The organism is Bacillus sp. N3378-2at (genome assembly GCF_033412715.1).
Lineage (GTDB): Bacteria > Bacillota > Bacilli > Bacillales > Bacillaceae > Bacillus > Bacillus subtilis.
The window spans coordinates 2331706-2346630 of record NZ_CP117986.1 but is presented as its reverse complement, the minus strand read 5'-3'; the positions used below and the strand labels follow the sequence as shown (position 1 = coordinate 2346630).

The window sequence follows — 14925 nt, the reverse complement described above, 5'->3', positions numbered from 1 at the left end:
ATTTGTGTATGCCTTTATTTTCTAAGCGAAAGAACAATACCGGTTCAAAAGACAAGCAGAATACTGACGAAAGGAACCAGGAACAGCAGCAAGAAAAAGAAAGGCCGGTTCTCATTTCTCCAAGTTTGGCAAAGAATATAGCGGAAACGAAAAAGGAAGTCGGAAGCAGCTCTGACGTCATCATTCGCGAGATTAAAATCGGGGAGCAGGATCATGTCCACCTAGCTGTTATCTATATTGCTGGGCTGGTCGATAATAACACGATCCATGAGTCGTTAATTGACCCATTGGTACAGGATGAGTCTATCCAGAATACTCATGCGATCCAGCAAATTCTTGAAAAAACGCTCCCGCTGGGCGGGGTGAAAGCGGAAAAGAGCTGGGACAAGCTTTTTTCCGAGTTAATGCTCGGCAATGCGCTCATTTTTGCTGATGGCCATGATGAAGCTTTGATTTGCAGCACTCAAGGGGGAGAGCAGCGCTCCATCCAAGAGCCGAGCACCCAGGCGTCATTCCGCGGTCCGCGCCAAGGGTTTACAGAGTCTCTGCAAACCAATATTTCCATGATCCGGCGATACATTAAAAATCCGAATTTATGGGTTGAAAAAATGAAAAAAGGTTCTGTTACGAATACGGATATCGCTCTCATGTACATTCAAGGAATATGCGATAAAAAGGTGCTGAAGGAAGTGAAGCTGCGCCTGGAAAAAATAGATATTGACAGTATTTTGGAATCTGGATATATTGAGCAGCTGATTGAAGATGAAACCTTTACGACGTTTCCGACTATGTATCATACAGAACGCCCTGATGTAGTAGCGGGTAATCTGTTAGAAGGAAGATTCGCGATTATTGTGGACGGAACACCGTTTGTGCTTATTGCCCCGGCCTTATTTGTCCAGTTTTTTCAGTCTGTTGAGGATTATTATTCGCGTTTTGACATTGCGACAAGTATAAGAATTCTTCGTGTTTTAGTCTTTTTCATTTCGCTTGTGGCTCCGGCTGTATACGTGGCAGCCACGACGTTTCATCAAGAAATGATACCGACTGAGCTGTTAGTGGTCATTGCGGCCCAGCGGGAAAGTGTCCCGTTTCCGGCTGTTGTGGAGGCGCTGACGATGGAGGTTGCTTTTGAGATTCTGAGGGAAGCGGGATTCAGGCTGCCCCGGGTTGTTGGCTCGGCAGTGTCAATCGTAGGCGCGCTCGTAATCGGCCAGGCTGCCGTACAGGCTGGTATCGTCTCTCCGGCAATGGTGATTATCGTGGCACTCACCGCGATTGCGAGCTTCGCAACCCCGGCGTTTGCAATGGCGATTTCAGCCCGGCTTATTCGGTTTATTTTTCTTATTGCCTCAGCTGTTATGGGTTTTTACGGGCTGATTTTAGGGATCATTATGATGTTTGTCCACTTATGCAGTCTTCGTTCATACGGCGTTCCATATATGTCGCCGCTTGCACCCTTTTCTTCACAAGGCGTAAAGGACACGCTTTTCCGGGTTCCGTGGTGGGCCGATGAAAAAAGGCCGGAATCGGTCAGCAAGGAAGATAAGGTGCGGCAGGGGCAAGATCAACGCCCAGAGCCGGCCGCTTCACGAGGAATGGTGAACAAAGATTTGGAAGAAGGGGATAAGAATGGTACGTAAATGTCTATTAGTCGTTCTCATGCTTTTGAGCGCCATTGTGCTGCCCGGCTGCTGGGATAAGAGGGAGCTGACGGATCTTGCGATTATCTCGGCGATTGGCATCGATCGGACAAACGACAGCAACTACGTGCTGCATCTTCAAATTATCAATCCAGGGAATGTTGCCGGCTACCTTCAGGGAGGAGGTGGTGGAGACAGGCCGCCTGTATCTGTCTATTCGATTGAAGGTAACAATTTAACGGAAGCACTCAGAAAAGCCTCCATAAAGGTATCACGGCGGCTTTATTTTGCCCATACCAATCTAGTCGTGATCAATGAAAAGCTGGCAAAAGAAGAAGGTTTGGATTTTGTATTAGATAATCTTGACCGGGACACAGAATTTAGGTCAACAGCAACATTCGTCGTTGCCCATAAAACAAAAGCAGAAAATATTGTGAAAATCTTGACGCCAATTGATAAAATTCCATCAAATAAAGTCAATAAAACCTTGGATTTCACGGAGGCGCAATACGGGCAGGTGGTCAATACCAATATTCAGGACGTTTTGAAAACACTTGCCGCCAACACTATGGCACCGGTCATCCCCGGATTTATGATGATTGGTGACGATAAAAAAGGAGTCAGCATGGAAAACACGCAGGCGACTGACCCGAAAGCCATTCTTCAGGCAGATGGTCTGGCGGTTTTTGATAAGGCAGGATATTTAAAGTATTGGCTGGAAGATGATGAAAGCGTGGGGGCAGTCTGGCTTATGAATAAGATCCAGCATACGTTGATTAATGCTGACTGGGGCAAGACGAAGGATGCGGTCAGCTTGCAGGTTACCCATCAAGATACAAAGCTGGTACCGAAAATGCGGAACGGACGTCCGTACATCCATGTGAAAGTGTCGGTTGAAGGTATTATTGATGCTGTCAAATACCCTTTCCAATTGTCTGATCCCAAGGTGCTGGCCGCTATTGAAAAAGCGCTCAACAAAGAGCTTGAAAAGGAAATTAGCCATACTGTGAAAAAGATTAAGAAGAATAAAATAGATTTTATCGGTTTTGGTGACACGATATATAGAAAGTATCCGGAGCAGTGGGAGAAAATGAAGGACACATGGGACAAAGAATATTTGCCCGAACTGCCCATCGATGTGAAGGCCGAGACGTATATCAGAAGGACGGGATTGCGAAACGATCCGATCAAACACCAGTTTAAAGATGATTAGGTCTGAAGAAAGGGGAAGTGACAGATGGAAAAAGCCAGAATAAGCATAAGGCAGCTGTTTGTCATGATTATCATTTTTGAACTGGGCAGCTCCTTATTGATTACACCGGGATCAATGGCGGGCAGGGATGCTTGGATAGCAGTTTTATTAGGCTGTGCGATCGGACTGTTTCTTTTCTGTTTGTATCAAGGCATTTATCAATGTTATCCGAATTCTTCTCCGAAAGAATATATGGATGATATGCTGGGAACCAAGCTGAGCTGGCTGTTTTCATTTCTCTATATATTGTACTTTGCCTATAATGCCGCAAGGGTGCTGCGTGACTTTGGAGAAATGCTGCTGACGTTTGCTTATCATGATACACCTATCATTATTGTAAATGCTTTATTAATGGTAGTAAGCATATATGCCGTAAGAAAAGGAATTGAAGTACTCGCACGCGCTGCCGAACTTCTTTTCGGGGTCATGTATTTACTGGGCGCGATCGGGCTCGTGCTGATTATTGTCTCAGGCACTATAGACCCGCACAATTTAAAGCCGGTTTTGGCAAACGGTATTTCTCCTATCCTTCACTCTGTTTTCACGCAGACCATGTACGTCCCATTTGGTGAAGTCGTTTTATTTGTGATGATTTTCCCTATCCTGAATAACAGAAAAGATGTAAAAAAAATGGGGATGATTGCCATGGCTATTAGCGGATTGGTTGTGGCGCTCACCGTGGCGATTAATATCAGCGTGCTTGATGTTGATCTTACACTCAGATCCCAGTTCCCGCTTTTAAGTACGATCCAGACAATCAAGGTCGAAGAATTTTTAGACCGGCTCGATGTCTTTTTTATGCTGGCGCTGATCATCGGCGGCTTCTTTAAGGTTAGCCTCTACTTATATGCCACTGTGGTTGGGACATCTACGCTCTTTAAGGAAAAGAATCTCTCTCAATTGGCTTATCCGATGGGATTGGGCATCTTAATCCTTTCTTTAACGATCGCAACTAACTTTTCAGAGCACTTGAACGAAGGCTTGAACGTGGTGCCGCTGTATATTCATTTGCCTTTTCAATTATTGTTTCCGCTCTTTCTGTTTATTGTGGCTGTTTGGAAAAAGAAACGAAGAGAGAAGTCAAAAGGGACAGGAATAAAGGAATGATAAAAAGAGCGGGGGGATGCAGCCGCCGCTCTTTTTATGTTCACTTCTATATAAAAGGGGGATATAGGGTGCGCCCCTGTCTGCACTGGCAGAGGCGCGTTTTGTTATACCACTGCGACGTTTTCCTTCACAGTAAAGCTTCCTCTTGAAAGTCTGATATTGATGTCTGACACTTTTGCAATTTGTTCATCGTGCGTCACCATAATGACGCATTTATTTTCCTTGTGCGCCAGATCTTGAAAGAGGCGTACAATTTCTTTTGATGTGTCCTCATCAAGGTTTCCGGTCGGTTCATCGGCTACGATAAGATCCGTGTCACAGCAGAAAGCCCTTGTAATTGATACCCGCTGCTGCTGTCCGCCGCTCAGTGTGAGCACTTTTTGCCGGGCTTGTTTTTCGTTGATGCCAACCTTTTGCAGCATGTCAAGCGCATATGATTCTTTGTTCTTTTCTTTAGAACCCGTGATTTCCATAGCGGTTGTGACGTTCTGCAAAGCCGTCATATACGGGAGCAGATTGTACGCCTGAAAGACGATTGATACATATTGATTTCTGAAATTGGTTAAGCCGATTTTAGACACCGCTTTTCCGTCGTAAAGGATGTTTCCTTCTTTTGGTGCGTCAAGTCCGCTTGCCAGAGACAGGAAAGTGGTTTTCCCCGTCCCTGATGTGCCGACGATTGTGTAGAATTTGCCTTTTTGAAAGCTGATGTTAATATCCTGAAACAATGGCTGGCTTTTGTCTTTATACCAGTATCCGACTTGTTGAAATTCTAATAAGCTCATAGGTTCCGCCTCTTTCTATTCCTGTTTTGTCAATATCGTTTTCGGATGAAGCCGCAGTACTGAAATTGACGGCAGCAATGTTGCAATGATTGCGATTAGGATGCCGATCCCGCCCAGAATAAGCATGTCGTTCATAGAAACCGCGACGTTCAGTGAATCGATAACGTCCACGTTTGATGAACTGTGGCCGAACATTTTGCCGCCCATGCCGCCACCGCCGCCGGGCATTTGTCCGCTTGCGGTTTGCGTTGAATCGGTTGATGAACTGATTTGCTGGGATAAAAGCTGATTTCCAAGCTGATTTGCGACGAGATTTCCCGTCACAGATGCAAGGCCGATAGCGATAACGGCCACAATCAGAATCTCAGTCAAGAACTGTCCAATCAATTTCCATCGTTTTTCACCGATGGCCATTAACACGCCCATTTCGTATTTGCGCTCCCTGATTGACATCATGACAATCAGGCCAAGAATGACGGCGCCTGCCACTGATACAAGATACACCACGTTTTTAGAGAAAGAAGCCACATTTTCAATCGGTCCGACCATTTGCTGGTAAAGCTGATCGTTTGTATTCAGTGTGTACGTATCGAAGTCTATTGATGTTTTCTTCGCTGCTTTTACGAAAGCATCCATATTTTTCGCGTCGTCCATATAGTAAACAGCTGAGTCAATCGTATTTTTATAGTCGTCGCCTTTCAGCGCCGCTGTTGCTGTGTAAGGCGTATAAAGCTTGTTATAAGGGTTTAAGAAAGAGAAATTTTGGGCTTGGTCATCGCCTGAAGATGTTGTTTTATAAATACCGACGATCTTCAGCTTTACCGTCGTATCTTCATCTGTTGCTGATTCAATTGTGATCGAATCGCCAACGCTCAAATCATTTTCTTCCGCTAAAGTTTCGTTGATCACTGTTACTTTTTTGCCGACATCTGATTTTGTAATCGCGCGTCCGTCTGTGATTTTTGAATCTCCGTCAGAGAAATCATCGACTAACGCTGTGCTGATGACACCTTCAATCGAAAGATCGGCTTGAACCATTTGCGGTCCGCCTTGTCCGCCGCCTTGGCTGTTTTTAGCGTTTGAGCTTGAACTGCTGGAGCTGGAATCACTTGAACTAGAGCTTTCAATCGCATCAAAGTTTCCCGCGTTGGCTGAAGCTGATGTGGTGTAATTGTAGCTCTTCACATGGTCAAGCGCTGCAAGCTTATTCGCATCAGACACTTTGATCGGTGTTGATTTGAAGCTGCGTTTTTCACCGCTGTCCTGCTGTTTTTCCATTTGCTTTTGGCGGTCAACCTGAAGTGTCACGCTTCCGCCGAGTTCCTGTCTGGCCAGTTCGCTTGACTTTTGTGCTGCCGACTGGATGGTGAGGCCTGATAGAACAAAGACACATATGACTGTAAACACAAATAATTGCAATAACGTTTTTCCCTTTTTAGCCTTCATATTCCAAAAGGCCCGTTTGATAAAGTTCATTTATGTTCCTCCGTATAGGTTTTTTTATGGATAAGACCGCCTCTGGGGCGCGTCCCCTTGCTGATAAATTAATTGTAGTCCAAAGGTATGAAAAAAATATGAATAATCTATTTCTAGTTGATGAAATAAAAACTAACAATTGTGAAACGCAAAACCTTCTGTTTAAAATGGTGCTATTATATAAAAAAGCATCAAAACAACCGGAGGATATAATGAAAATATTAATGATAGAAGATAATGTTAGTGTATGTACGATGACGGAGATGTTCTTTTTTAAAGAAGGTTTTGAAGCGGAATTCGTTCATGACGGGTTAGAAGGGTACCAGCGTTTTACGGAAGAAAATTGGGATCTGATCATTTTGGATATCATGCTTCCATCTATGGACGGCGTGACCATCTGCAGAAAAATAAGAGAGACAAGCACGGTGCCGATTATCATGCTGACTGCCAAAGACACTGAATCAGATCAGGTCATCGGCTTTGAGATGGGGGCGGACGATTATGTCACAAAGCCGTTCAGTCCGCTGACATTGGTTGCCCGCATCAAAGCCGTCATCAGAAGATACAAGGCGACAGGCAAAGCGGTTATTGATGAAGATATGATCGAAACGGAATGCTTTACCATCAATAAGAAGACGAGAGAAGTATTATTAAACGGAGAGCCTGTAGAAAATCTCACGCCGAAGGAATTCGATCTGCTTTATTACCTTGTCCAAAATCCGCGGCAGGTGTTCTCCAGAGAACAGCTGCTTGAGCAGGTATGGGGCTATCAATTTTACGGAGATGAGCGAACGGTTGACGTTCATATCAAACGGCTGCGGAAAAAGCTTGCCAGCGAGGACAAGCCTTTCCTGTATACTGTGTGGGGAGTAGGGTATAAATTTGATGAAGATTAAATATTTATATCAGCTGCTGCTTAGCCATATCAGCATTTTGATTTTAGCGTTTGTCATTATCATTTCTCTGTTTTCCCACTTTGTGAAAGAATTTGCCTATCAAAACAAAGTAGAGGAATTGACGTCATATGCGGTGCAGATCGCAAATGAATTCCAAGCCGGCCAGGTGGACATGCGCAGGCTTTATCCTTATCAGGACATGTTAAGCACAAGAAAGACGCAGTTTATCATCTTTAATGAAGAGCAGCAGCCTTATTTTCTTCCTGAAGGCTTTCATCACCCACCAAGGGAACAGCTGAAGAAATCAGAATGGAATAAGCTAAAAAAAGGGCAGACTGTCATGATCAGGGCAGATGGCCGTTTTGATGATGAAGTGTCACTTGTGGCGCAGCCTATATTTGTTCAGAACGAATTTAAAGGCGCCGTTCTGCTGATTTCTCCGATCAGCGGTGTTGAACAGATGGTCAATCAGGTCAACCTCTATATGTTTTACGCTGTGATCAGCACGCTTGTGATTACGATTCTCGTGAGCTGGCTTCTGTCCAAATTCCATGTCAAGCGGATTCAAAAGCTGAGAGAAGCGACAGATAAAGTGGCTTCCGGCGATTATGACATCCATTTGGAAAACAGCTACGGAGACGAAATCGGCGTTCTGGCGTCTGACTTTAATATCATGGCGAAAAAACTAAAGCAGTCAAGGGATGAAATCGAGCGCCTTGAGAAGCGGAGAAGGCAGTTTATTGCTGATGTGTCACATGAATTAAAAACACCGCTGACGACGATCAACGGTTTGGTTGAAGGGTTGAACAGCCATACGATTCCTGAGGATAAAAAGGATAAATGCTTCTCGCTGATCAGTGAGGAAACGAAGCGCATGCTGCGGCTCGTAAAAGAAAATCTGGATTATGAAAAAATCAGATCCCAGCAAATTACCTTGAACAAGCTAGACGTTCCTCTGATCGAGGTGTTTGAAATCGTGAAAGAGCACTTGCAGCAGCAGGCGGAAGAAAAACAAAACAAGCTGATGATACAAGTAGAGGATCACGTCATCGTACATGCCGATTATGACCGGTTCATTCAAATTCTCGTCAACATTACGAAAAACAGCATCCAATTTACGCAAAACGGTGACATTTGGCTGCGCGGAATGGAAGGTTATAAAGAGACGATTATTGAAATTGAAGACACGGGTATCGGCATTCCAAAAGAGGATATTGAGCATATTTGGGAGCGATTCTATAAAGCAGATATTTCAAGAACGAACACAGCATACGGTGAATACGGACTCGGTCTCTCGATCGTCAGGCAGCTCGTTGAAATGCACCAGGGCACAGTAGAAATCAAGAGTGAAGAAGGGAAAGGCACAAAGTTCATCATCCGCCTTCCTTTAACGGCAAAACAGCAATAGCATACAGGGCGGCGCATCAACTGATGCATCCGCCTTTTTTGCACACCGCTTCGGTTTATTGCGTGCTCCCGAAAACAAAGATTGCGTGTTTTTCGGGTTGGGACGGTCTATAAACATGATAAAATATGACATAAACAGTTTTTGATGGGAGAGGGTGAAGGAATGAAGAGCGGGGTAATTCCTTCTTCAGCGGTCGGTCAAAAAATTAACGAGTGGTACAGATATATCCGGACATTCAGCGTGCCGGATGCCGAAGTGTTAAAAGCTGAAATCCAGCAGGAACTGAAACACATGCAGCATGATTCCAACTTGCTGCTTTATTATTCACTAATGGAATTCCGGCACCAGCTTATGCTGGATTATCTTGAGCCGTTAGAGAAATTAAATATCGAAGACCAGCCAAGCCTGTCTGAATTATCAAGAAACATTGACAGCAACCAGGCAGATCTCAAAGGGCTGCTCGACTATTACGTGAATTTTTTTCGCGGGATGTATGAATTTGATAAGCGGGAATTTATTTCTGCCATTACATACTATAAACAGGCGGAGAAAAAGCTCTCCTTTGTCGCAGACCATATTGAACGGGCTGAATTTTATTTTAAAATCGCGGAAGCTTATTATTATATGAAGCAAACGTATTTTTCATTGATTAATATAAAAAACGCCTATGAAATTTACGTGGAGCAGGAAACCTATAATGTGAGAATCATTCAGTGCCATTTCGTGTTCGGGGTCAACCTGATGGATGAAAGAAATTTCGAACAAGCCGCACGCCATTTCAAATTGGCGCTCAACATGGCCCAAGCGGAACAAAAAGCCCAGCTGGTTGGAAGAGCATACTACAATCTCGGATTATGCTATTACAATCAAGACCTTCTAGACCCTGCCATTGATTACTTTGAAAAAGCGGTCTCCACATTTGAAAGCAGCAGGATCGTCAATTCTCTCCCGCAAGCCTATTTTTTAATCACCCTGATTTATTATAAACAGGGAAAACATGATAAAGCTTCGGAATATCACAAGCGGGGCTATGAATATGCTAAAGAAACAGACGATGCAGACTATGCCGTAAAATTCGAGTTTTTGCAATCCCTATATCAGGATCAGCCCAATGAAGAAGGAATCGAACGATGTTTCCAATACTTAAAAAATAAAAATATGTACGCTGATATAGAGGATTTAGCCCTAGAAGTAGCAAAATATTACTATGAACAGAAATGGTTTAAACTGTCTGCTTCCTACTTTCTACAAGTTGAAGAGGCAAGAAAACAAATACAAAGGAGTGAAGGTTTGTATGAAATTGAAATCTAAGTTGTTTGTTATTTGTTTGGCCGCAGCCGCGATTTTTACAGCGGCTGGCGTTTCTGCTAATGCGGAAGCACTCGACTTTCATGTGACAGAAAGAGGAATGACGTAAGAGCAAGCCCCTTCTCATTAGCGAGAAGGGGTTTTTCTTTTCAAAAAACACCGCAGGACATAGTCTTGCGGTGCCGCCTTCATGGAGATTACGTTTATTTAGTAGCCTCCTACAAATGCAGTTCCCACAATGATCAAGAGGATAAATAACACAACAATCAAAGCGAAAGAAGTTCCGTAACCTGACATTTTGTGCACCTCCTTGCGAGATGGCTTCAGCATATACTGCAAAACTGTGGCGGACAGGGTTCCGCAGAGACGGTCAGCAGCTTAGTAGCCGCCAACAAACGCAGTCCCTACGATAATTAAAAGAATAAACAATACAACGATTAAAGCGAAAGAACTGATGCCGCCGTAACCGCCGCCGTTAGAGTATCCTGACATAAGGTTTCACCTCCCTATGAAGGATACTATAAGATATGCTGAACCGATCCATTTGGCAGGGATAATAGTGGACAAGAGAAAAAATGAAGAATTCGGCTATATAAAGGTGATATAAAAAATAGCGGGCGCTGCCGCCCGCTATTTATGTACGATTAAGAGATCAGCACGCCCGCGAAAAATTCCCGGTATAACGCTTGGACGGCTTTTCTTTCTTCGGCTTCTTTTACGCCAAACATCATGCTCACTTCAGAAGATCCCTGATTGATCATTTCGATATTCACCTGTGCCTCTGATAATGCTTTGGCGGCTCTTGCCGTTGTACCGACATTGTGGCGCATCGCTTCCCCTACAACCATAATCAGGGCGAGATGATGCTCGACGATGACTTCATCGGCATGCAAATCCTCTTCGATCCGTTTGATGACGCTGCGTTCAGTGGCGGCATCCATTTGCCCCTGCCATAAAATGATTGTCATGTCATCGATTCCCGATGGAACATGCTCATACGTCAAACCATGCTCCTCCAGGATGTGAAGGGCTCTGCGGCCAAAACCGATTTCTCTGTTCATGAGATACTTGCTGATATAAATGCTGCAAAAACCGGTGTCGCTGGCAATGCCGACGACAGGCCCGTTTGTGTTATCCCGCTTGCTGACGACGCGGGTGCCTTCGGCTGAGGGGTTGTTCGTATTTTTGATCTGAACAGGAATCCCCGCTCTGAATGCCGGAATGAGCGCTTCATCATGAAACACTGAAAAACCCGCGTAGGACAGCTCCCGCATCTCTCTATATGTCAGCTCGCTGATTTCCTTTGGATTCTCAACGAAGGACGGATTGACAGAATACACAGCGTCCACGTCTGTAAAGTTTTCGTACAAATCGGCTTGTAGTCCGTTGGCAAGAATCGAACCGGTAATATCAGAACCGCTCCGTGAGAATGTGATCACATCGCCATCCTTGCTGAATCCGAAAAAACCGGGAAAAATGATGAGTCCGTCACGTTCCCGAAGACGATAGAGGTTTTGATAGGATTCAGGAAGAACTTGCGCGTTGCCGGGTTCATTTGTCACAAAGAGGCCGGCATCCTTCGGGTTTACATATTCCGCTTTGACGCCTTTATAACGGAAGTAAGCGGCGATCAGCTTGGCATTGTTATCCTCTCCGCTGGCCTTGACTGCGTCAAGGTATTGCTCGGGATTGCTTTTATCTCCTTCTAAAAGCGTAAACAGATCATTTCTGATTTTTTCGATAATGCTTTGCCCCAGCTGAAGCTCATTGGCGATGAGAGCGTACCGTTCCACAACTGCTTCCGCCAGTTCAGGTGCACTGCCTGTTGCCAAATATTGTTCTGCACATGCGATTAAGAGATCAGTCACTTTCGTATCCTCGGCATAGCGTTTTCCCGGAGCTGAAACGACTACAGCTTTCCGTGCCGGATCTGAGGTAACGATGTGAAACACCTTGTCAAGCTGGGCGCCTGAAGCAAGTGAGCTGCCTCCGAATTTAACGACCTTCATGTTTACATCTCCTAATGTTTAAAATTTTCACACAAATTTAGTATTTATTATCTCTCTTTCAGTACTGTAAATCAAGGGGGAATTTCTATATGGAGAGAACATTTGTATTTTCCACGAGGAATAATGTCAGGTTTGCTGACCGTATACCTGCGTTATAAAGATAAATATGGTAAACAGCCTAACGTTTTGGGATGGAAAATGGTTAGAATGATTAGTAAAATGGATAAATGACTAGGTTAATATTTTTAAAGAATATTGACTAACCCTAGAAAAATGGTAATATGTAAATGATAATGATAATGATAATCAATTACTATATGGCCATATTGTTTTGAGTCCTTGCGGAGTAGGAGATACGTTCTTTTTGCTGTAAGGATGTAAGGAGGCAGCATGAAGCTACGTTACTTATTTATTCTACTTATCATATTAGCAGTCACATCTGTATTTATCGGTGTAGAAGATCTGTCGCCGCTTGATCTCTTCGATTTAAGCAAACAAGAGGCGTCAACGTTGTTTGCAAGCCGTTTGCCGCGATTGATCAGCATTGTCATCGCGGGATTAAGCATGAGCATCTGCGGTTTGATTATGCAGCAGATCAGCAGAAACAAATTCGTGTCACCGACGACGGCGGGCACGATGGATTGGGCGAGGCTCGGCATTTTAATTTCCTTGCTGCTGTTTACATCCGCCAGTCCTTTAATCAAAATGCTGGTCGCGTTTGTCTTTGCCCTTGCAGGAAATTTTCTGTTTATGAAAATCCTTGAAAGAATCAAGTTTAACGACACCATCTTTATTCCGCTTGTCGGTTTAATGCTCGGGAATATCGTCAGTTCAATCGCGACATTTATCGCATATAAATATGACTTGATCCAGAATGTGTCATCATGGCTGCAGGGAGACTTCTCTTTAGTCGTGAAAGGAAGATACGAGCTTCTTTATCTGAGTATTCCGCTCGTCATCATTGCCTATGTGTATGCGGATAAATTCACATTGGCCGGTATGGGTGAAAGCTTTTCTGTCAACCTCGGCCTGAAGTACAAACGGGTTGTGAACATCGGGCTCATTATCGTGTCCCTGATCACGTCCCTTGTCATTTTGACTGTCGGTATGCTGCCGTTTCTCGGTTTAATCATCCCGAATATTGTATCGATTTACAGAGGAGACAATCTGAAGAGCAGCCTGCCGCATACTGCGCTGTTGGGAGCGGTGTTTGTGCTGTTTTGCGATATACTGGGCAGAATCATTATCTTCCCTTATGAAATCTCGATTGGCCTGATGGTCGGAATCATCGGCAGCGGCATTTTCCTGTTTATGCTGTTAAGGAGAAAAGCCTATGCGTAACCAGATGAAAATAGCTTTGCTCGTTGTTTTAGCCATTGTATGTATCGGCTTGTTTTTGTTTTATGACTTAGGCAATTGGGATTACACCCTGCCGAGACGAATCAAAAAAGTCGCTGCCATTGTGCTGACGGGGGGAGCGATTGCGTTTTCGACCATGATCTTTCAAACGATTACGAACAACCGCATCCTGACGCCGAGCATTTTGGGCCTTGATTCTCTCTACATGCTGATTCAGACTGGCATTATCTTTTTGTTCGGTTCTGCGAATATGGTCATCATGAATAAAAACATCAACTTTATCATCTCTGTTCTGCTGATGATCCTGTTTTCTCTTGTTTTGTATCAGATCATGTTCAAGGGTGAGGGGAGAAATATCTTTTTCCTTCTGCTTATCGGAATCGTGTTTGGCACGCTGTTCAGCAGCCTGTCTTCCTTTATGCAGATGCTGATTGATCCGAATGAGTTCCAAGTGGTGCAGGACAAGATGTTTGCCAGCTTTAACAACATCAATACAGATTTGTTATGGCTCGCGTTCATCATCTTCCTGCTGACAGGCGTTTATGTCTGGCGTTTTACAAAGTTTTTCGATGTGCTGTCGCTCGGACGCGAGCACGCCGTGAATTTGGGCATTGACTACGACAAAGTGGTGAAGCAGATGCTGATCGTGGTTGCGATTTTGGTTTCTGTTTCAACAGCGCTAGTCGGGCCGATTATGTTTTTAGGCCTTCTGGTCGTCAACCTGGCGAGAGAATTCCTGAAAACATATAAGCATTCATACTTAATCGCAGGCTCCGTTTTCATCAGCATCATTGCGCTGGTCGGAGGGCAGTTTGTGGTTGAGAAAGTGTTTACCTTCTCAACGACGCTGAGCGTCATTATTAATTTTGCCGGCGGGATTTATTTTATCTACTTGCTGTTAAAGGAGAATAAATCATGGTAGAGGTCAGAAATGTAAGCAAACAATATGGCGGGAAAGTTGTTCTTGAAGAGACGTCAGTCACGATTCAAAAGGGCAAAATCACCTCGTTTATCGGTCCTAACGGCGCCGGCAAAAGTACGCTGCTGTCTATCATGAGCCGCCTGATCAAAAAGGATTCCGGCGAGATTTACATAGACGGACAAGAGATTGGAGCATGTGACAGTAAAGAGCTTGCCAAGAAAATGAGCATTTTGAAGCAGGCGAACCAAATCAATATCAGGCTCACGATCAAAGACCTCGTCAGTTTTGGCAGGTTTCCGTACTCACAGGGCCGGCTGACAGAGGAAGACTGGGTTCATATCAACCAGGCGCTCAGCTATATGAAGCTGGAAGACATTCAAGACAAATACTTGGATCAGCTGAGCGGCGGACAGTGCCAAAGGGCATTTATCGCCATGGTCATTGCCCAGGACACAGATTATATTTTTCTGGATGAGCCGCTGAACAATCTGGATATGAAACACTCAGTTGAAATTATGAAACTGCTGAAACGGCTGGTAGAGGAGCTTGGAAAAACGATCGTCATCGTTATTCACGATATCAATTTTGCTTCAGTCTATTCTGACCATATCGTCGCTTTGAAAAACGGCCGAATCGTAAAAGAAGGACCACCTGAAGAAATGATAGAAACATCAGTGCTTGAGGAAATCTACGATATGACCATCCCGATTCAGACGATTGATAATCAAAGAATAGGTGTCTATTTTTCTTAATATATAGA

At 44.2% G+C, this 14925-nt stretch carries 15 protein-coding genes; 10 read left to right on the top strand and 5 right to left on the bottom strand.

Annotated features, from left to right (window positions below; all coding sequences use genetic code 11):
- The first annotated feature begins 8 nt into the window (after positions 1-8).
- From gerKA to gerKB, 3 genes are read left to right on the top strand one after another with little or no spacing between them, the layout of a single operon-like run.
- Positions 9-1643 carry a spore germination protein GerKA gene (gene gerKA / locus PUN35_RS12760; protein ID WP_014478823.1) on the top strand — a complete coding sequence of 545 codons (1635 nt, stop codon included), beginning with the start codon at positions 9-11 and terminating at the stop codon, positions 1641-1643.
- Positions 1633-2856, top strand: a complete 1224-nt coding sequence (gerKC, locus tag PUN35_RS12755) for a spore germination protein GerKC (protein ID WP_014478824.1) — start codon at positions 1633-1635, stop codon at positions 2854-2856. Before gerKA ends, gerKC begins: the two co-directional genes overlap by 11 nt.
- A 24-nt stretch (positions 2857-2880) precedes the next feature.
- Entirely contained in the window at positions 2881-4002 is a 1122-nt protein-coding gene (gene gerKB / locus PUN35_RS12750; protein WP_014478825.1) for an endospore germination permease GerKB, read from the top strand.
- Between the two features lie 104 nt (positions 4003-4106).
- Here the strand turns inward: gerKB and PUN35_RS12745 are convergent, their stop codons facing one another.
- Both PUN35_RS12745 and PUN35_RS12740 read right to left on the bottom strand, forming a co-directional pair.
- Positions 4107-4787 (bottom strand): ABC transporter ATP-binding protein, encoded by a 681-nt coding sequence (locus tag PUN35_RS12745; protein ID WP_014478826.1) that lies wholly within the window; start codon positions 4785-4787, stop codon positions 4107-4109.
- Between the two features lie 15 nt (positions 4788-4802).
- Positions 4803-6263 (bottom strand): ABC transporter permease, encoded by a 1461-nt coding sequence (locus tag PUN35_RS12740; RefSeq protein ID WP_014478827.1) that lies wholly within the window; start codon positions 6261-6263, stop codon positions 4803-4805.
- A 212-nt stretch (positions 6264-6475) separates the two neighbouring features.
- On the opposite strand from PUN35_RS12740, the gene yclJ reads away from it, so the two are divergent.
- The 4 genes from yclJ to phrC all read left to right on the top strand — a co-directional run bounded on the left by yclJ (position 6476) and on the right by phrC (position 9984).
- Positions 6476-7159 (top strand): two-component system response regulator YclJ, encoded by a 684-nt coding sequence (gene yclJ, locus PUN35_RS12735; protein ID WP_003246532.1) that lies wholly within the window; start codon positions 6476-6478, stop codon positions 7157-7159.
- The gene (yclK, locus tag PUN35_RS12730) at positions 7146-8567 is read left to right on the top strand and encodes a two-component system sensor histidine kinase YclK (protein ID WP_072173981.1); all 1422 of its coding nucleotides are present in this window, start codon (positions 7146-7148) and stop codon (positions 8565-8567) included. Before yclJ ends, yclK begins: the two co-directional genes overlap by 14 nt.
- 162 nt (positions 8568-8729) lie before the next feature.
- A complete protein-coding gene (gene rapC, locus PUN35_RS12725; protein ID WP_014475800.1) occupies positions 8730-9878 on the top strand; it encodes a response regulator aspartate phosphatase RapC in 1149 nt (382 codons plus the stop codon).
- Positions 9862-9984: a phosphatase RapC inhibitor PhrC gene (phrC, locus tag PUN35_RS12720; RefSeq protein WP_003224994.1), complete on the top strand. Its 123-nt coding sequence runs from the start codon at positions 9862-9864 to the stop codon at positions 9982-9984. Before rapC ends, phrC begins: the two co-directional genes overlap by 17 nt.
- Before the next feature lie 98 nt (positions 9985-10082).
- Here the strand turns inward: phrC and PUN35_RS12715 are convergent, their stop codons facing one another.
- From PUN35_RS12715 to PUN35_RS12705, 3 genes are all read right to left on the bottom strand, one after another.
- The gene (locus PUN35_RS12715; protein ID WP_015482794.1) at positions 10083-10172 is read right to left on the bottom strand and encodes a YjcZ family sporulation protein; all 90 of its coding nucleotides are present in this window, start codon (positions 10170-10172) and stop codon (positions 10083-10085) included.
- Positions 10173-10253: 81 nt separating this feature from the next.
- A complete protein-coding gene (locus PUN35_RS12710) occupies positions 10254-10367 on the bottom strand; it encodes a YjcZ family sporulation protein (RefSeq protein ID WP_014478831.1) in 114 nt (37 codons plus the stop codon).
- Between the two features lie 152 nt (positions 10368-10519).
- A complete protein-coding gene (locus tag PUN35_RS12705) occupies positions 10520-11884 on the bottom strand; it encodes an aspartate kinase (RefSeq protein WP_014478832.1) in 1365 nt (454 codons plus the stop codon).
- Between the two features lie 390 nt (positions 11885-12274).
- Between PUN35_RS12705 and yclN the strand changes: the two genes are divergently transcribed.
- Genes yclN through yclP form a run of 3 tightly spaced genes read left to right on the top strand, consistent with a single transcriptional unit; the run spans position 12275 to position 14917 of the window.
- On the top strand, positions 12275-13225 hold the full coding sequence (gene yclN, locus PUN35_RS12700; protein ID WP_014475804.1) for a petrobactin ABC transporter permease YclN: 951 nt from the start codon (positions 12275-12277) through the stop codon (positions 13223-13225).
- Positions 13218-14165: a petrobactin ABC transporter permease YclO gene (gene yclO / locus PUN35_RS12695; protein ID WP_014475805.1), complete on the top strand. Its 948-nt coding sequence runs from the start codon at positions 13218-13220 to the stop codon at positions 14163-14165. The genes yclN and yclO overlap by 8 nt, the downstream gene beginning before the upstream one ends.
- Positions 14159-14917 carry a petrobactin ABC transporter ATP-binding protein YclP gene (gene yclP / locus PUN35_RS12690; protein ID WP_014475806.1) on the top strand — a complete coding sequence of 253 codons (759 nt, stop codon included), beginning with the start codon at positions 14159-14161 and terminating at the stop codon, positions 14915-14917. Before yclO ends, yclP begins: the two co-directional genes overlap by 7 nt.
- Positions 14918-14925 lie beyond the last annotated feature (8 nt).